This window comes from Gemmatimonadota bacterium, from assembly GCA_009835325.1.
Classification (GTDB): Bacteria; JAAXHH01; JAAXHH01; order JAAXHH01; family JAAXHH01; genus JAAXHH01.
The window spans coordinates 15641-33169 of sequence record VXWP01000084.1 but is presented as its reverse complement, the minus strand read 5'-3'; the positions used below and the strand labels follow the sequence as shown (position 1 = coordinate 33169).

Here is a 17529-nt window from a genome sequence, read left to right as displayed (position 1 = left end):
GCGTAGTGGGGCTGTCCTTGCCGCACGCGACGGTCAGAGGGATCAGGGCGATCAGCGTGCCGAGTACGAGCAAGGTTAACGGATGCAGCAGGGGTCGTGACACGGGCCGATCCAGAACTATTACCGCGGGATCCTGTTCTATCGCGGGATCCTGGGAAGAAGAGAAACATTAGCGTCAGGCGAACGCTAATGATGCTGGAATAATCCGATGATGGCAACCGGTTTTTTGGGGGGAATCACCCGGTTTATTCGGCCCGCACCACCAGCGTCCGGGCGATCATGTCGTGAAAGGCCTGTCTGCGCTGGGTAAAGACGGCGGCGAGATAGCCTGGCCAGAGGATGGGAATGCACTTGGGGATTGCCCTGAGCGCGGCGCGACCGAAAGTGGGCGTGTATCCTTCGGCGTCGGCCACCCGGATGCCGAGGATCATCTTGCCGATCGTGGCACCCTTGGACGAACTCTCCATCGCCGCGTAGTAGAACCAGGGCATGAGTAGCTGGAAGGCGCTCAGCAGCGGAACGGTTATCGGGTCCGAGCCGGCATCCAGGAATTCGGCGGCCAGCGCCATCACGGCGCCGGCGGCGGTGAGGATCGCCAGGTCGATGGCGAAGGCGCCGATCCGCTGGAGGTGGCCGGCGTAGTCTTCGGACAGGGAGTAGCCGGAGATGAAGGTCACGGCCGGGCGGGCCCTCCGTCGGGCGTCCGTGCCTGGGTCCAGTTGATGATCTCGTCCTGGCAGGGATATCGGGCCGCCATTTCCTCGTTCACTTCGACGCCCAGCCCCGGGCGGTCGTTGGGATACATGTATCCACCGCGCACTTCGGGGGTGCCGGGGAAGATCTCGTAGACCAGGTCGCCAAAGCGGGTCCATTCCTGAATGCCGAAATTCGGCGCCCACAGGTCGAGGTGCAGGTTGGCGGCGTGCCCCACCGGAGAGACGTCGCCCGGACCGTGCCAGGCCGTGCGGATGCCGTACATGGCGGCCATGGCCGCGACGTTTCGGGCCGGCGTGATGCCGCCCATCTGGCTGATGTGCATGCGCAGGAAGTCGATGAGCCGTCCCTCGATCAGGGGTAGCCATTCCGCGGGATTGTTGAAGAGTTCCCCCATGGCGATGGGCGTCGTCGAGGTCTGCCGCATGCGGCGGAACCATTCGTTGTCCTCGGGCGCCAGGGGGTCTTCGAGGAAGAAAAGGTTGAAAGGCTCGACCTGCTTCGCGAAGACGACGGCGTCGGCGGGCGTGAGCCGCTCGTGCACGTCGTGGAGCAGTTCCACCTCGTCGCCCACGGCCGTGCGCAGGTGCTCGAACATCTTCACCGTGCGGCGCATGTAACTCCGCGGATCGAAATAATCCCCGGGTTTCGCGCCTTCGGGCGGGGTTACCCGCGGCTTTCGGCCCCCGTATCCGCCGATCTGGCAGCGGACGTGCCGGTAGTCCTGCTCCATGTACTTCAGTACGTTTTCCGCCACCTCTTCGGGTGACCTCCCGTCGGCGTGGACGTAGGTGTCCGCCGCCTCCCGGCACTTGCCGCCGAGAAGCTGGTACACGGGCATGCCCGCCCGCTTGCCCTTGATGTCCCACAGGGCCATGTCCATGCCGGATATGGCGTTGTTCAGGACCGGCCCGTTGCGCCAGTAACCGTTCACCATGGCCGTCTGCCACAGGTCTTCGATATCGTCCACATCCTTTCCGATGAGGAAGGGCTTGAGGTGGTGTTCGATGGCCGCGTGGACGGCGTGGAACCGCTGGGTGAAGGTGGCGCAGCCCAGGCCGTACAGGCCGGGTTCCGATGTCAGGATCTTAACGACGATCAGGCGCGACCCGGCAGGCTGGGTCAGGATGGTTTTCACGTCGGTGACGGTTACGGGCATGTTGGTTTCCTTCGCGGCGGCGCGCGGCTCGCGCCTAGAACGCACCGCCGAAGAAGACAGCATTCAGGAACAGGCCGTTTGTACCGTACCAGAAGGCCCGGAAATTTGGATTGTCGGCGAAAAGCACGACGGCGCCGGCGCCGTGCCTCCGGGCGATCAACGCGGCGGAATCCGCCAGTTCGCCGTGACGCTTCGGCGAGATGTAGCCGGCCAGCAGCGGAGACGACAGGTACCGGGCCACCGTGGCCCCGGGCGTGGCGGAAGGTTCGAAGAAGATCTCGTGGTTGCGGAAGAGCGGTACCTGGTCGCCGTAACCGAAGGCCAGCGGGTGGGTGGTGTCGAGCGTGGCCGCGAATATGGCGCCGCCGATCCGCTGTGCCCCCCGCGTGGACGATACCAGTTCATAGGGGATCGCTACGGTATCGGGCCGGGCGGATCTCAGGCCCTCGTCGATCAGTTCCTTGCCGATGAGCCACCGGGCGGCGCTCTTCCAGGCGATAAGGACGCCGCCCTCCCGCACCCATCCCATGAGCCGGTTCACGTCTTCTGTATCCAGGTCGTAGCTGCCCATGACCATGACCACGGTCGTGTAACGGTCCAGGTCCAGGTCGGCGAATCCGTCGGCGTCGACCAGGGAAACAGGAATGCCGAACCGCTCGTTCAGCAGGTGCCAGGTCTCGCCGACCTCGTAGGCCCGGGTACCGGGACCCGAAAGCAGCGCGATCTCCGGTTTGACCAGCACCGGGGAGGTCGGGCCGCCCAGGTCGCCGCCCGTGGGCGTCAGGCCCGTATCCGTGCCGTGGACGATGACGTGGTCTTCCGCCACGATCCGGTCTATCAACGCCCGCACCTGCGCGGCGGTTACGGTGGACGCGGCGTCGCGCTGGGCGACGGGGATGATGATCGTGCCCCGGTCGAAGGTTCGTTCTGTACTGCCGGGGCCGCCCGGCCCGTCCGGCCCGTCCACGGCCACCGAATAGGGCTGCCTGGCCAGCCGGGGCCGGAGGCCCGCGTCCTGGAGCCGGTAGAGCGCGCGCGGCGCGAAGTAGCGGTTCCATTCCATCAGGTATGCATAGGACCCGTGGCCGCCGATCAGCTCACCGCCGTCGAAGGCGGCTTCGGTGATCTCCGCGCCGGCCAGGTCGTCGGAGTACCTGTGCAGTTCACCGCTCGGAACGCCCATGGCCAGGGGCAGGGTCCAGGCCGAGACGTCGTAGAACAGGGAGTCCGTGAAGGTCGTGACCTGTTCCATCGAGGCCTTGATCAATCGCGTCTGCGGCTGGTCCATGGGGATGATGACCGAATCGCCCGCGCGGAAGGACCGTCCGCCGGACTCCGAGGTGCGCTCGCCCTCCGTGCTCCGGTCGGTCCGTCCGGCCGGCAAGACCCGATCGGCCTGCACGGTCCGCGCGAGTTCGTAGACGCGGATGCGGTGGCGCAGCAGCATCTGCAGGAGGGCCTGCGTGCGCGTCCGCGTTTCGCCGAGATCGAGGACATAGGCCTTGACGGGGTTGCGCCGCGCCATCTCGAGCGCCGAGGCGTAGAAGTCGCGCTGGTGGGCGAGCAACTCGGTCCGCAGGGCCAGGCTGCCGGCCAGGGTCGACATGGAGGTGGCGAACTGGTTGCGGATCGTGAAGGGGTAGGTCAGTACCCCATCGTTCGTCATCCGTTCCAGCGCCCGGGACGAGGCCTGCTCGAAGAGGATGCCGATGGCGCCGTTCACGTCCGGAAAGGTGGAGCCCTTGCCGTAGAAGAAGTCGTCGAAAGTCTCCCGGGAGTAGTACAGCGCACCGTGGCGGTCGAGCCACTCGGCGTGGTGCTCCGCGAGCGCCGCCGTCAGTTCGAAGGTCCGTTGCGGCGTGTTCGGGTTGTTCCGGCTCGGGATGCCGGGCTGGAAGAAATAGGTGGCGTTGCTGCCCATTTCGTGGAAGTCGGTCAGCACCTGGGCGCGCCAGTGGTGGAACAGGCCCACCCGGCCCTGCGATGAAGGGTGCTGCGCCACGAGCCAGTCCCGGTTCAGGTCGAACCAGTAGTGGTTGGTCCGTCCGCCCGGCCACGGTTCCGCGTGCTCCCGGTCCTGGCCGTCCCGCGTGGCGACCCGGCCACGGTTGGCGTTGACCCAGTTGACGAAACGGTCCCGCCCGTCCGGGTTGTAGTTGGGATCCATGATGATCACGGCGCGGTCCAGCAGGTCGTCCACGGCCGGTCCGTTGCCCGCGGCCAGGTGATAGAGCACCAGCATGGCCGCCTCGGAGGTGCTGGCCTCGTTGCCGTGCACCCCGTAACCCATGTGGACGACGACGGGCATGGTCTCGATCATGGCGTCGGAGACCTCGCCGGGCGCGTCGGACAGCCGGTGGTTGGCCAGCCGGATTTCTTCCAGGCGCCCATGGTTGGCCGGCGACGTCACCACGGCGTGGTACAGATGGCGTCCCTCGTAGGTGGCGCCGTGGCGGCTTACCACGACACGGTCCGAGGCGTCGGCCACCGCCCGGTAGTAGTCGGCCACCAGGTGGGACCGCGTGTGCGTTTCGCCCACCACGTGGCCGATGACCGATTCGGGACGAGGGATGGCCGGGTCGTAGGATTCGACACCGGGCACGCGGACCTCCATGGCGAACGGAAGGTCCTGCGCCCGGACGGTTCCGGGGATGAGAATACAGATCAGGCCGAAGGCAAAGAGGCAGACTGCGGACAACGCGCGAGGGTGGACACGGTTCATCGTCTGTTCCTGACTTGGAATTAGGCGCGAATACGACGGGTATTTAGAGGAAAACGTAAGCGCCAAGATACAGGCGCCCGGGACCCGGATCAAGGTTAATCCGGCGCGGCATTACGGCCAGATTGGCCTTGACGCGATCCCCTTCCAACGTGCTAATTGTGATCCTGACTTCCTTACTCAGTCACTACCACAACATGCTGTATGCCTGCGTTCCGGCAGGTCTGATCCAAACGGAGGCACCCGTGCGTATTCTCGTAATCGGCAGCGGCCTGATGGGACCCGCGGCGGCGTACAACGCCATGGTGGACGATAAGGTGGAGTGCGTGACGGTCTGCGATCTCAGCGATGACCAGCTCGGGGCCTGCCGCGAAACGCTGCGGGACAAGCCGGGGGCGGACAAGGTCGCCTACCGGCGGCTGGACATGAGCGACGCCGCCGAGTCCATTGCCGTGATGAAGGATCACGCGGCGGGCGTGGCGGCACTGCCGAGGGACGCGAGCATGACGGCTTTTCCGCTCGCCCTCGAAGCGGGCATGCCGTACATGGACCTCACCCGCCTGGACATTGCCGGCATTCCCCGGGACGAACTCGACGACCTGGAATCGCGCTTTTCCGGTTCGCGGGGCTTCGTCATCCTGGGTTGCGGGCTGGAACCGGGACTGACCGAGATCCTGGGCCGCCGCCTGGCGGAGCAGCTCGACCGTACGGACGAACTGCACATTCAGTGCGGAGGCATCCCGACACGGCCCGAACCGCCCCTGGGGTACAAGATCGTCTTCGGCGGCAAGCGCCTGCCCCTCCGTGAATCCACGGCCCGGATGGTGAAGGACGGGCGCCTCGTGGACGTCCCCCGCTACTCCGACCCGGAACCGGTTTCCTTCGACGGCGTTGGGGAATGCGAAGCCTGGCACGAAGGGTTCTTCCCCTGGCTCCTCGAGCTGGATGTGCTGAAAGGCCTGCGTACCGGCACGCAGAAGACCGTGCGCTGGCCGGGGTATTCGCATAAGGTGACCGTGCTGCGAGAACTGGGCTTGCTGAGCGAGGAACCGGTGGACGTGGACGGTGTAAGCGTGATCCCCAAGCACGTGGTGGACGCCGTGCTCTTTCCCCGGGTGAAAATGGCCCCGGAGGACCGGGACATCACGACGTTCCGCGTCACCGCGATCGGCGAGAAGGACGGACGACCCGCCACGCGTTCGGCCGAGATGATCGACCGGTACGACGAAGAGACTGGATTCACCTCCATGGCCCGGACCACGGCCTTCACCGCGGCCATCGGCGCGCGGATGACGGCCCGGGGAGACCTGCCTCATCCCGGCCGGCCCTTCGTTACCCCCGAGCAGGCGATTTACGGGGACGGTTTCGATGCGATGATCGACGAGCTCGACCGGATGGGCGTGCGGTTCACGATGAGCGGAAGCTGAGGCCTGTCACGGCACAGGAGGAACGCGCGTGAACAAAATCGACGAAAACCAACCTGCGGCCCCCGGGACGAAAAAGAAAAAGAAAAAGCTGAGCCAGAAACACTACGAGAAGGAACTGGCCCGGCTGCAGGTCGAGTTGTCCAAGCTCCAGGAATGGGTGGTCGACCATGGCCTGAAGGTGGTGGTCATCTTCGAGGGCCGCGACGCGGCCGGCAAGGGCGGTACCATCTCCCGCATCATTGCGCGGCTCAATCCCCGCGTCTGTCGCGTGGCCGCCCTGGCCAAGCCGACGGACCGGGAACAGTCGCAGTGGTACTTTCAGCGGTACGTCGCGCACCTGCCTTCGGCCGGCGAGATCGTCCTCTTCGACCGGAGCTGGTACAACCGGGCGGGCGTCGACCGGGTAATGGGGTTCTGCACGGAGGAGGAGTACCGCGAGTTCCTGCGGTCCTGCCCCGAGTTCGAGCGCATGCTCGTCCGCTCCGACATCCACGTGATCAAGTACTGGTTCTCAGTGAGCGCGAAGGAGCAGGCACGGCGGTTCAAGAACCGGATCAAGGATCCCCTTAAAAGCTGGAAGTTCAGCGATATGGACCTGCAGTCCTACATGAAGTGGGACGAGTATTCGCACGCCAAGGACGAGATGATGAACTACACCGACATCAAGCAGGCACCGTGGTACGTCGTGCCGTCGGACAGCAAGCGCCGCGCGCGCCTGAACTGCATCACCCACCTGCTCAGCCTCTTCCCCTACGACAAGGATCCCCCTACGTCGAAAATCGATCTGCCGGACCGCGATACCGACTCCGGTTACGTCCGCCCTCCCATGGACGACCAGCGGTTCATCCCCGAAGTGTACTGAAGTCCCTACTTGATGATCTCGCCCAGTATGCGCCCGTCGCGGTTCGACGGCAGGGTGATCCGCAGCAGGTTGCAGATCGTCGGCGTGATATCCGCCGCGTCGACGGAGTGCCGGTAGTGGCCGGGCGCGATCCACGGACCGTGGAACATGATCGGGATGTGCGTATCGTAGTCGTGGGGCCAACCGTGGGAGGTGCCCACCGTGGCCGACCCGTACTCGCCCAGCAGCAGGTAGAAGGGCGTGGCGACGAGCATGATGTCGCCGCTGTTCTCGGAATGGAAGCTGTGATAGACCGTCTTCGTGAGGTCTGATTCCGGCAACAGCCGCCGCTCGATTCGGTGGCGCGTATAGGCCTTCCATACGGCCGGATGGGTCACGACGGCCTCGGCCGCCGTCTCTTCCACCTCGGCCCGGCTCAGGCCACGGCTGTCGATGGCCTCCCAGTTCAGGTACACGCCCGATTCCGCCACGTGCAGGACCCAGTCGTCTTCCCCGTGCAGTCCGTCCAGGGCCTCCTCAATCAGGGCCGTCAGCGGCTCGGGACCGGCCCGTCCGGCCTCCAGGCCCCTGAGCGCCAGCTGCTCCGGCAGTTCCAGTGCGCCGTGGTCGGCCGTCAGGACCAGTAGGGTGCGGTCGCGTCCGACCCGCTCGTCGAGGAAGGCGAAGAAGTCCGCCAGCTGCCGGTCCGTGCGCAGGGTGGCGTCCATGGATTCCTGGCTGAAGGGGCCGAAATCGTGGCCGATGTAGTCATTGGCGGAGAGTGAAATGACCAGGACGTCCGGGATATCATCCTGCCCCAGTTCTTCCTCGATGATCGCCTGCCGGGCGAACTCCAGCTGGTAGTCGGTGGACCAGGGCGTGTGCTTGAAGGCGTTCCAGTACCGGGGTCCCGGTTCCTCCAGGCCGCCTTTCGTCACGTGGGGGAAGACGATCCCGCTGTTCCGGTTGTCCTCCTCGCCCTCCCGGATGTCTTTCCCCGCACGTTCAAGGTACAGTTGCTCCGGCAGCAGGCGTTCCCATTTGCGGCCGAAGGACTGGTCCGGGATTTTCCGGTCGTTGAAGCGCTTGACCCATTCGGGCAGGTCGTCCATGAAGAAGCTGCTCGACGTGATCCGGCCCAGGCCCGCTTCAAACCAGTACGGCGCGCCCAGTTTTCCGGCGGAGATCATGGCGCTGTAGTCCTTGAGTGATATCGTAATGGCCTTGCCCCGGTAGCGCGTGGCCATGCGCAGTTCGTCCGCCAGGGAAGAGCCGACCAGTTCCCGCGTGGAGGCGCGTCCGGTCGCGGTGGGCCACAATCCGAGGATGTGGCTTTCCGGATCCACCAGTGATGGCCGAAACACCCCCATGGACCGGCTGTACCACGCGTTGTTGACCATCCCCGTCTTGTAGGCGTAGGTCCCGGAGGTGACCACGCTGTGGCCCGGTGAAGTGGAGGCGTGCACGTGCGTGAAACGGGCGTCCTGCATCCACGCGCCACGGTCCATGAACCGGCGGAATCCGTCCTCCACGAAGAGGTCGTCGAACCGCTGCAGGTAGTCGTGGCGGAACTGGTCGATGATGATCAGCACCGTGAGCCGGGGCGGGTCGGTCGGCGCGGGCGCCGAGGACTGTGCGAGAGCCGACGACTGCGCGGGCGGGTCGGTTTGCGCGGGCGCCGATGACGCCTGTTCGGGTGGTACGGCCGGCGCGGTCGGTCCGGCTGCATCCCTGAGAACCGGTTCGCCATTGGTAAGTACCGCTGAAGCGGGTGTAATGATCAATAGCAACGACAGGATTAACCCCGTCCTGGTGAATCCGGATATGGACATTTTCGGCCCTTTCAAAGGTCGGATGTGTTACAATAGTTTTTTTGTTACGAGGTTACGGCAGATGCTAATGACTAACTCTTTTAACACGGGTGCCGGGCGCTGTTGCCGGTTCCACGTCCCGTTCGACTCATTGGCCGTCGTCTTCATGGCCGTAGACTTCATGGCCGGGTCAGGGACGTTCAGAACGGTACGGCAGCAGGCTGGTTTTAAGATAGCGTACTATCGAGCGTTGTCAACGTAGGGACGCATCCTGGAAAGGGGGCTGTAGAATCAAATGACGGAATTCATGGTGGTTACCCAGGTGATTTGCGCGGCGGGGGTCCTGTTGCTCGGAATCGTGACCTCCACGGGACGGATCACGAAGTCTCTGCGTGAGGAGATGGTTAAAAAAGTCAACTCCTTACACGTAGAGATGCGTGCGGACCGGGAAGTCATTTTCGGTGAGATCAAATCGCTTCGTGAGGAGATGCACGCTGGATTCAGAATTTTACGCGAAGAGATGCGTACCGATCGCATGTCGGTCTTCGGTGAGATCAAGTCGCTACGTGAGGAGATGCACGACATGAACGGCCGGCTGGGCCGGGTAGAAGGTCACATGAGCATCTCCGCAACGAACAGTTCAAAGGAGTCGCAATGACCGTAATAATGGCAGTCTTGTTGCTCATTCAGGCGGATGCCGTCTCTCGTTGCCGTACTCGGTGAATCAGGGCGATGAGGTGATCACGAAACACGGTACCCGCATCGGGTTCGAAGGGCAGATGGCGGCAGATCCGTGGCGCGAACACCGCGGCGTACCAGCCGAATCCTTCCTGGTCGAAATCCTGGGGCCTCGCCAGATAGCCGACGGTCTCGTTGGCGTACCCGATGATCATGGTGTGTGGGTAAGGGGAGGCCGACTGGACCTGCTTGCCGTAGGTCAGGAACAACTCCAGCGGATGGGCGATCAGCACGGCATCGTTGATGCGCATCCACGAAACGCGGAACTCCAGCCGCTGCGGATGGGGGCCGTCAAGCAGGCCGAGACGGTGCGCGCGCCAGTCCGCCTCGAAACGCAGTTTGCGCAGGTCTGCGGGGTCCGCATCACTGTCCGAAGCCTCGAGACGGTCGCGACTATCGGCCAGTTCTGCTTCCAGCGTCGCCTGGTCGGCCTGGTCCGGGACTTCCGTGGGCAGCGCGACCTCGAAGGTGTCGCCGTCCAACTCCACCTCGGAGTTCGTCGCGATGTCGTCCAGGGCGGGCAGGACGTGATCGCGGAGGAGGGAACCGTTCGACTTCATCCTTTCCATGCCATCGCCGAATCCCCGGCAGTTGAGGTCGCCGCAACTGCCCTGGAGGAACAGCACCCGCAGGCCTTCCCGGTCCAGCTCCATTTTCCCGATGGCATCGGCCGGATAGTCGCCGCAAACTACAGTGTCGGCGCCGAGTGTAACGGGGTGGGCGCCGAAATTGATTGCGGCGGCGCGCATCCGGCCGCGGGTATCGTCGATGCGCATCAGCAGCGCTTCCCCGTCGGCTTCCCCGCCCTCGTCAACCCGGTTGACCGAGAGCTCCGGTACAGGTGTCCTGCCGAACCCGATCCGCCCCGGCGCCAGGTTCGATACGGCCTGGCCGATGGCATCGGCGAACAACGCCGGCAACCCCGCCGTGTAGTCTTCGTCCCATTTCCCCCATGCCACGGTCTTCATGGTGGCCGGGCCGGAATGGGTATGGGTGTTGGTGATGATTACGCGGGCCGGGTCGAGTCCGTACCGGTCGCGGACGATGCGGTGGGTCTCGTCGACCAGGGAGCGGTCCGTCCACACCAGGTCGTTCGATACCCAGACAAAGATCCGGTTGCCGTCCGACAGGGCCAGGGCCGTGCAATGGAGGTCCTGGTGCACCGCGGTGGCCCGGCGTTCGAGGTAGGGACCGTATCCGCAGAGCTCGATCCCCACGGGCGGCGTGATGACGGTTCGGCCGGTGCCGAATTGCAGCTGGGCCATGGCCGGCTCAGTCCGGAAACCGCACGGTCTTGCCCGTCTTCACCGATTCGGCCTCTCCGTGGCAGATCCGCAGGGCGTCGCGGGCCGCGCCGGCCGAGACCAGGTCGGGCTCCGTGCCGTTCTCCAGGGCGTCGACGGCGTATCCCAACTGGGCCTCGAAGGCCTCGGGAAAGTCGATTTCCGGTTCGGTTCGGCCGCCGTCGGGCGTGTAGAGCGTTACCGGCCGTTCGGAAAGCACGTTGTACCAGAGCGTGCCTTCCTCGAAATAGGCGTCGTAACCGTGTTCGAAGGCGGCCGAACTGATGGCCCCGCACTGGGACGAGACGGTGATGTCGCGGTCGTCGTACCCGTACTGCGTGTTCAGGTAGAGCACGTAGCCGTTCGGACTCGTCTTGCCGTCGGCGTGCACACTGTCCGGCATGCCGAAGAGGTAACGCAGGTAATCGGTGTCGTGGATGTGCAGGTCGATACCCGCCGCGCCCGTGCGCTCGTAGTCTCCGAACCAGTTGCCCTCTCCCCAGAGGGGCTTGGAGATGACCCGCTTGAGATGCAGGCCCAGCAGGCGGCCGTAGCGGCCGTCGTCGATGGCGGCCTTGAGGAAGGCGAACTCGGGGAAGAACTTCAGCACGTGGGCGACCATCAGCGTCCGGCCGGCTTCCCCCGCCCGGGCGATCATGCGGTCCGCCTCGTCCAGCCCGAGGGCGATGGGCTTCTCGACGAGGACGTGCTTGCCGGCGTCCAGCGCGCGCAGGACGACTTCGTGGTGCAGGGCCGTGGGCAGGCACACGTCGACCAGATCGATGTCCGGGTCGCCCAGCACCTCGTCGATATCGGTACAGGTACGGATGCCGGTAAGGTCCTGCACGCCGCCGCCTCCCCCGAAGTTGCCCTGGATATGCCGCCAGTCGCCGCTCAGTTTCCGTTCGTCCCGGGTGCAGATGGCCCCCACCTCCGCGTTCGCCAGATGCTTGATCGCCATGAAGTGGGTCGTCCCCATGAAACCGATGCCCAGGATGCCGATGCGTATCAATTCAAGTCCTCCTCTGTGTCGCGCGCTCAGTCCGCTTCCGGTGCCGAGTCCGCGGACGGAACTTCAGTCCGTCGCGGACGGGGTGAACAACGGCTGGCCGTATTTCCGGTATCCGCCAATGATGGCCTGGGCTTCCGGCGAGGTCACGTAGTCGATGAACGCGCGCGCATGCCCGTACTTGACATGTGGCCACCGCTCGGGGTTGACGGCGATGATGCTGTAGGGGTTGTGCAGCGGGGGATCGTATTCCACCAGGACCCGAAGGTTCACCGTTTCCCTCAGGGCCAGGTAGGTGCCCCGGTCGATCAGTACGTAACCCCGCTTCTCGTCCGCCATCCGCAGCGTGGCCGCCATGCCCTGGCCCACTTCCACGTACCAGTCCCCCGAGGGCTCGATCCCGGAAAGGTCCCAGATCGCCCGTTCCTTCAGGTGGGTGCCGGACAGGTCGCCCCGCGAGAAGAACAACGCTTTCCTCCGCGCGATGGTGGCGAAGGCGTCTGCGACCCGTTCCGTCCCAGCGATCTCCGCCTGGTCGGCAGACGGCCCGACGACGACGAAATCGTTATACATGACGTTCCGGCGATCCACTCCGAAGCCGGCGGCCACGAAGGCCTCCTCCAGCTTCGGCGCGTGTACGAGGACCGCGTCCACGTCCCCGTTTTCGGCCAGCTTCAGGGCCTTGCCCGTACCCACGGCAATGACGTCCACCCGGATCCCGCCCGCCTGCTTTTCTTCGAAAGGCGGAAGGAGGATGTCCAGCAGTCCGGAGTCGTCGGTGCTGGTCGTCGTTGCGAGCTTGAGGCGCGGCTGCGCTTCCGCGGCGTCTACGAAGACCGCGAAGGCCGCGAAAGCCGCGACGAAAAGCAGCAGGAGCGAAATAAAACCGAGACGCATGCTGTGGGCCGTCAGTTCAACAGGAAACTCAACATGAAGCGCAGTCGGGTACGCCACGCGTTGTTGGCCGCGGGAGAGACGAGTGTTTCGGGGGAATCGTACTTGCGGGTGTACAGCGCGATGTCGACTCTAAACCGTTCGATGACATGGTGACCGAACAGGAGTCCGACGCCCTTCGTGTTGGTCTGGGAGTAGTCGATATTGCTGAACGGAGCGAGGGTAGCGTCCTGCTGCATGAGAAAGGCATGGATCCCGCCCCGCGTGCCGCCGACCCGCGCCGTGCTGCCGTAGGTAATCATGCCGGTGACGCCCTGGCGCATGTCGTCGGCCCCGGTATTGAACACGTAATCGGCGCTTACGGACAGCGGACGGCCGTTCACGGTCCGGGTATACTGACCGCTGAGGTTGATCATGCGGAACTCGGACAGGTAACCGTCCCCGTACCGGTTCGCCCGGTTGGAATTCGGCGCCACGATCAGCGGCGGGGATCTCAGGTTCTGCGCGACGAAGATTGAATCCGCGCCGGACACGGTATAGATGGCGGCGGCCAGCGTCTGCGAGCTTCCCGGCTGGGTGAAGCGGGCCACCAACTGTCCGCCCAGGAAATAGGTGCGGTCGAGGTCCTTTACCGGCGAGCCCAATTGGTTGACCATGAACTGGCCGAAGTTCATGCCGAAGGACGATGTTCCGTCCTCGCTGTCGATCACGATCTGCTGGGCGAAGCCCTCAGGCGAGAGGTCGTTGTCCAGCACCACCTGCGTCGGCCGGAAGAAAGGCAGGGGGAACTTGCCCGCGATGAGGGCCAGCGAGGGGTTCGGACGCACCGTGACGTACGCCCATGAAACGTGGGGGTGCTCGTTTACCAGAAAGTCGCCGTAGGACATCCATTCCGAGGTGACGATGGCGTTGGGGTTCCCCGTCTTGATACGGCCGGCCACGTCGATCCGGTCGGTGAGGCGGAACGTACCGTTGAGAAAGAAACCGTACATGAACCGGTTCACCGCGCGGCTGCCGTCCTGGTAGTCGCCCTGCAACCGCGTCCTGATCATCCCGTTCCAGGAGAATCGGTCTTCTTCCTGCCCGGCGTCCTGCCCGGCGGCGGGAACGACGTACGTCAGGACGGAGAGTGTCAGGACGCACAAAAGGGAGCATCTGGTCCACATGGGCTCAATCCCTCCAGTGTATCGGTTCTCCCGGGCCTCGCGAACGTGAGCCGGATTCGCCGGAATACGCCGAAATACGCCGGCAGGCGATCCAGTAATCGATGGCGGGTCTTGAAAAAGGGATAGTATGGGCGGGTTGGTTTGGTGTCAAGAAATATTGAACCGGTTGCAGCAGGTGTCCGCAGGAATACGTTAGAATGAAATCGGAAGCTCTGATGTATCCAGAATGTATACACGAATCCGCCCGGAGCCATGCCCGGAGCCTTGCCTGGTTTCGAGTCCCGGTTCCGTGACATTAAGGGTTGTCAGGACACCCCCGGGCGCGTATATTCGACATCGTAATCGAACCGGGTCATCCACGTACATGCTATACGTACATGCGGGTGGGTCGGATTCGACCGCCGCCGCTTCGCGGCCGCGTCCACACACACAGGGAGCACTTACATGTTGAACCGTATGAAGGAGACGGCCGGTTCCGGCCTTACCCGTCGCCATTTTCTCTCGGGAGCACTTGCGGGCGGCCTCGCCGGCGCCGCGCTGACGCTGGCCGATCGCCTGGCCCTCGCCCAGACCATGGCTACGGGCGGCCTTACCGCCAAGGACATCCACGGGATCGGCGTCGAGCCGGGTCTCGTCCGCATGGCGCTGAACGAGAATCCCATCGGACCGTCCCCGAAGGCGTTGGAGGCCATCGCCGAGAACATGTTCAATATCAACCGGTATTCCTTCGGCGGCGGTGATATCTACGGCGCGCTGGCCGAATTCGACGGTATGGAGTTGCCGCCCCCTCCCAGGTTCGGTGGTACGGGTCGTATGGGCGGTGGAGGTCGTTTCTTCAGGCAGACTCCGGTCTACATTACGGCGGGATCCGGCGCGCTCCTTTCCCAAATCGCGCTGACCTACCTGAGCAAGGGCGGCACCGAGGTCATCGAGGCCGATATGGGATACGGCGACATTTCGGGTGCTGCCGAGATGTACCAGCAATTCGCCGACCTCGACGTGAACATCATCCGCACGCCCATGAAGGACTACACGCACGACCTGGACGCCATGCTCGCGGCCATCACGCCGAAGACGTCCGTGGTGGTCATCACCAATCCGAACAACCCGACCGGCACGCTGCTCTCCTTCGAAGAGACGGAGAAGTTCGTGGCCGCCGTGCCCGAGAACGTGATCGTGGTCATCGACGAGGCCTACATTCATTTCGTCAGGGATCCGCAGTACCGGACCGCGGCGTCGTTGACCAGGCAGTACGACAACGTGATCGTCACCCGTACCTTTTCCAAGGTCTTCGGCATGCCTGCCATGCGCCTCGGTTACGGGATCTGCAGCCAGGCCATCCAGCAGAAGCTGCGATTCTACAGCACGGGCCGCGCCAACGCCCTGGCCGTGGCAGCGGGCGAGGCGTCCCTGAAGGACAGGAATCACTACAACCGCTCCCGGGCGGTCGTCCAGCACTTCCGGGACCGGCTGGAAGACGAATTCACGAAGATGGGACTGGAGTACATCCCGTCCGAAAGCAATTTCATGATGGTCGACCTGGGCAAGCCGTCGATGAACATCATGCGGGAGATGTTCCGGAAGGGTGTCATGGTGACGAACCGGCGCAGGCAGCAGATGCCCACGTGGATCCGCGTATCCTCCGGCGACGAGCGGGAAACGGAAGTCTTCCTCAACGTGCTGAAAGAAGCTTTGGGCAAGACCAGCTAGCAGCACGGGGCCGCCAATGTCGCTCATCCGCCTGCCCCTGATCGTTACCTGGGGCCTGGTCGTCCTGTGGTTCCTGCTGGACGTCACGAACCTCGTTGCGGGCGGCCCCTTCAATATCAACTGGACCATTCCGGCCGCCGCCGTATGGCTTGCGGTCATCTGTCTCCGCGCGGGCAGGGGTTACGGCGGGTTTCTATACGCGGCGCTGCGCTATACGGCGGGCGTCCGCCTGCTGATCATCCTGCTGGCGGTACTGGGCAAGACCGCGGGGCTCGATGGCGATTATTTCACCTGGGGCCGCAACGTCCTCTTCGGCCTGGTCATTCCCCACGTCGTCCTGTGGCCGGTCGTCACCTTCATCGCGGGCACGCTGATCTGGCCGGTTCTGGCCCTGGCCATGCGCCGGAGACAGGTCTCCTATCGGGGCGCTGCCATGGGCGTCGTAGTCATCCTTCTGCTCGTCTTCATCGCCCTGCCCTACCTCATTTCGACCCTGTACACCGGCAGCGTGGGTCCCCGGCGCACGGCGCGGGACACCCCCGCGGACCACGGTATGGCCTACGAGGACGTAACGTTGACCACGTCCGACGGCCTGAACCTGGCCGCCTGGTACATCCCGAACGAGACCGGCCGGGGCACGGTCATCTACTGTCATGGCCATACCAACCACCGGGGCCAGATGCTCGACCAGGCCGCCTTCCTGCACGCAAACGGGTTCAACGGACTCCTGTTGGATTTCCGCCGCCACGGGGACAGTGAAGGCGATTTGACCACATTCGGCTATTACGAATGGCGCGACGTGCAGGCGGCCCTGAGATTCGCGGTCGACGAACGGGGCGAGGAGGGCCCGGTCATCCTGTGGGGCGTTTCCATGGGCGCGGCCACCGCGTTGCTCACGGCGGCGGAAGAGCCCGGGATCGACGCCGTCATCGCCGAGAGCAGCTTCTACGCCGCCTCCGAAACGCTGCGCAGCGACCTGAGCCGGATGTTCGGCCTGCCCACGGTGCCCTTCGGGTTTCTGACGAGTACGATTACGGAACTCCGCGTGGGCATCAGGATCGATGACCTGGACATCGGTCGCGCGGTGTCCGGACTGGACGACACGTCCGTGCTCCTGGTGGGCGGCACGGCGGACCGGCGCATGCCGCTGGCGAATAACGAGCGGCTGTTCGAGCAGATACCCGGTGCCGGCAAGGAGATCTACGTGGCCGAAGGCGCGACCCACGGCGACATCTGGGAAATGGACCGGGAGGCCTACGCGGAGAAAGTGCTGGCTTTCCTGGAGAAGTCGGGGTTCGTCGATGAAACCCGCTAGAGCGCGCAAAGGGGTACTGGTGTGAAAGATCCCGTTTTTCAATCCCTGTCGACCTATCGGGAGTATCCGCCCGAAGAGATGAAGCAACGGGCCGAAGCCTTCTACCGGGAGCTTCGCCGGCGGAGAACGGTCCGCGATTTCTCGGACCGGCCCGTGCCGAAGTCGATCATCGATCATTGCCTGCTGGCGGCCGGTACGGCACCGAGCGGCGCGAACATGCAGCCGTGGCATTTCGCCGCGGTGGCCGATCCGGAGATCAAGGCGAAGATCCGCGTCGCCGCCGAGCAGGAGGAACAGCAGTTCTACCGCGAGAAAGCGCCGCAGGAGTGGCTCGACGCCCTGGCGCCGCTGGGTACCGACGAACATAAGCCCTTCCTGGAAACGGCGCCGTGGCTGATCGCGATCTTCGTCCAGCGCCACGGCGTGCTACCCGACGGCCGGAACGTCAAGCACTACTACGCCGTGGAATCGGTGGGCATCGCCACGGGCATGCTGATTGCGGCGGTGCACCAGGCCGGCCTGGCGTCGCTCACCCACACGCCGAGTCCCATGAATTTCCTGAACCGCCTGCTGGGCAGGCCGGCCAACGAACGGCCCTTCCTGCTCCTGGTCGTCGGCTACCCGGCGGAGGACGCGGAAGTGCCGGTGATCACGAAGAAACCGCTCGAAGACATCGCCACGTTTATTTGAAGCGCGGCGCGCCCGGGCGGGATGAGGCGAAACCACAAGTTAAAGGAGGATCA

The 17529-nt window shown here is 64.3% G+C and carries 14 protein-coding genes; 6 read left to right on the top strand and 8 right to left on the bottom strand.

The window, feature by feature from the left end; genetic code table 11:
* Positions 1 to 245 precede the first annotated feature (245 nt).
* The 3 genes from F4Z81_11550 to F4Z81_11540 are packed head-to-tail and all read right to left on the bottom strand — an operon-like array spanning position 246 to position 4595.
* The gene (locus F4Z81_11550) at positions 246 to 872 is read right to left on the bottom strand and encodes an RDD family protein (GenBank protein MXW05691.1); all 627 of its coding nucleotides are present in this window, start codon (positions 870 to 872) and stop codon (positions 246 to 248) included.
* Positions 674 to 1873, bottom strand: a complete 1200-nt coding sequence (locus F4Z81_11545) for a starvation-sensing protein RspA (protein ID MXW05690.1) — start codon at positions 1871 to 1873, stop codon at positions 674 to 676. The genes F4Z81_11550 and F4Z81_11545 overlap by 199 nt, the downstream gene beginning before the upstream one ends.
* Positions 1874 to 1907: 34 nt before the next feature.
* Positions 1908 to 4595: a peptidase M14 gene (locus F4Z81_11540; GenBank protein ID MXW05689.1), complete on the bottom strand. Its 2688-nt coding sequence runs from the start codon at positions 4593 to 4595 to the stop codon at positions 1908 to 1910.
* Between the two features lie 158 nt (positions 4596 to 4753).
* Here F4Z81_11540 and F4Z81_11535 point away from each other — a divergent pair, with 158 nt between their 5' ends.
* Both F4Z81_11535 and ppk2 read left to right on the top strand, forming a co-directional pair.
* Positions 4754 to 6019 (top strand): hypothetical protein, encoded by a 1266-nt coding sequence (locus F4Z81_11535; GenBank protein MXW05688.1) that lies wholly within the window; start codon positions 4754 to 4756, stop codon positions 6017 to 6019.
* A gap of 37 nt (positions 6020 to 6056) precedes the next feature.
* On the top strand, positions 6057 to 6881 hold the full coding sequence (gene ppk2 / locus F4Z81_11530; protein ID MXW05687.1) for a polyphosphate kinase 2: 825 nt from the start codon (positions 6057 to 6059) through the stop codon (positions 6879 to 6881).
* Between the two features lie 5 nt (positions 6882 to 6886).
* Here ppk2 and F4Z81_11525 read toward each other — a convergent pair whose 3' ends face one another.
* Positions 6887 to 8692 (bottom strand): hypothetical protein, encoded by a 1806-nt coding sequence (locus F4Z81_11525; protein ID MXW05686.1) that lies wholly within the window; start codon positions 8690 to 8692, stop codon positions 6887 to 6889.
* 274 nt (positions 8693 to 8966) lie between these two features.
* Between F4Z81_11525 and F4Z81_11520 the strand changes: the two genes are divergently transcribed.
* Positions 8967 to 9329, top strand: a complete 363-nt coding sequence (locus tag F4Z81_11520; protein MXW05685.1) for a hypothetical protein — start codon at positions 8967 to 8969, stop codon at positions 9327 to 9329.
* Between the two features lie 28 nt (positions 9330 to 9357).
* On the opposite strand, the gene F4Z81_11515 is transcribed toward F4Z81_11520, so the two are convergent.
* The 4 genes from F4Z81_11515 to F4Z81_11500 all read right to left on the bottom strand — a co-directional run bounded on the left by F4Z81_11515 (position 9358) and on the right by F4Z81_11500 (position 13761).
* Positions 9358 to 10674 (bottom strand): hypothetical protein, encoded by a 1317-nt coding sequence (locus tag F4Z81_11515; protein ID MXW05684.1) that lies wholly within the window; start codon positions 10672 to 10674, stop codon positions 9358 to 9360.
* A gap of 7 nt (positions 10675 to 10681) precedes the next feature.
* Positions 10682 to 11704: a Gfo/Idh/MocA family oxidoreductase gene (locus F4Z81_11510; protein ID MXW05683.1), complete on the bottom strand. Its 1023-nt coding sequence runs from the start codon at positions 11702 to 11704 to the stop codon at positions 10682 to 10684.
* Positions 11705 to 11767: 63 nt separating this feature from the next.
* Complete coding sequence (locus F4Z81_11505) at positions 11768 to 12598, bottom strand: tungsten ABC transporter substrate-binding protein (GenBank protein ID MXW05682.1); 831 nt, start codon at positions 12596 to 12598, stop codon at positions 11768 to 11770.
* Positions 12599 to 12609: 11 nt separating this feature from the next.
* The gene (locus F4Z81_11500; protein ID MXW05681.1) at positions 12610 to 13761 is read right to left on the bottom strand and encodes a hypothetical protein; all 1152 of its coding nucleotides are present in this window, start codon (positions 13759 to 13761) and stop codon (positions 12610 to 12612) included.
* A 444-nt stretch (positions 13762 to 14205) separates the two neighbouring features.
* On the opposite strand from F4Z81_11500, the gene F4Z81_11495 reads away from it, so the two are divergent.
* The 3 genes from F4Z81_11495 to F4Z81_11485 all read left to right on the top strand — a co-directional run bounded on the left by F4Z81_11495 (position 14206) and on the right by F4Z81_11485 (position 17476).
* Complete coding sequence (locus F4Z81_11495) at positions 14206 to 15471, top strand: aminotransferase class I/II-fold pyridoxal phosphate-dependent enzyme (protein ID MXW05680.1); 1266 nt, start codon at positions 14206 to 14208, stop codon at positions 15469 to 15471.
* Between the two features lie 16 nt (positions 15472 to 15487).
* Positions 15488 to 16786, top strand: coding sequence for an alpha/beta hydrolase (locus tag F4Z81_11490; GenBank protein MXW05679.1), 1299 nt, complete (start codon positions 15488 to 15490; stop codon positions 16784 to 16786).
* Between the two features lie 78 nt (positions 16787 to 16864).
* Positions 16865 to 17476, top strand: coding sequence for a nitroreductase family protein (locus F4Z81_11485; protein ID MXW05678.1), 612 nt, complete (start codon positions 16865 to 16867; stop codon positions 17474 to 17476).
* Positions 17477 to 17529: the final 53 nt, after the last annotated feature.

What these genes read in the sequence shown, in the direction of transcription:
- F4Z81_11505 (MXW05682.1), bottom strand. Translation starts at nt 12,598, where the DNA reads ATGCGTCTCGGTTTTATTTCGCTCCTGCTGCTTTTCGTCGCGGCTTTC.
- F4Z81_11540 (MXW05689.1), bottom strand. Translation starts at nt 4,595, where the DNA reads ATGAACCGTGTCCACCCTCGCGCGTTGTCCGCAGTCTGCCTCTTTGCC.
- F4Z81_11500 (MXW05681.1), bottom strand. Translation starts at nt 13,761, where the DNA reads ATGTGGACCAGATGCTCCCTTTTGTGCGTCCTGACACTCTCCGTCCTG.
- F4Z81_11485 (MXW05678.1), top strand. Translation starts at nt 16,865, where the DNA reads ATGAAGCAACGGGCCGAAGCCTTCTACCGGGAGCTTCGCCGGCGGAGA.
- F4Z81_11525 (MXW05686.1), bottom strand. Translation starts at nt 8,692, where the DNA reads ATGTCCATATCCGGATTCACCAGGACGGGGTTAATCCTGTCGTTGCTA.
- F4Z81_11545 (MXW05690.1), bottom strand. Translation starts at nt 1,873, where the DNA reads ATGCCCGTAACCGTCACCGACGTGAAAACCATCCTGACCCAGCCTGCC.
- F4Z81_11550 (MXW05691.1), bottom strand. Translation starts at nt 872, where the DNA reads ATGGACCCGCTTTGGCGACCTGGTCTACGAGATCTTCCCCGGCACCCC.
- F4Z81_11515 (MXW05684.1), bottom strand. Translation starts at nt 10,674, where the DNA reads ATGGCCCAGCTGCAATTCGGCACCGGCCGAACCGTCATCACGCCGCCC.
- F4Z81_11520 (MXW05685.1), top strand. Translation starts at nt 8,967, where the DNA reads ATGACGGAATTCATGGTGGTTACCCAGGTGATTTGCGCGGCGGGGGTC.
- F4Z81_11495 (MXW05680.1), top strand. Translation starts at nt 14,206, where the DNA reads ATGTTGAACCGTATGAAGGAGACGGCCGGTTCCGGCCTTACCCGTCGC.
- F4Z81_11490 (MXW05679.1), top strand. Translation starts at nt 15,488, where the DNA reads ATGTCGCTCATCCGCCTGCCCCTGATCGTTACCTGGGGCCTGGTCGTC.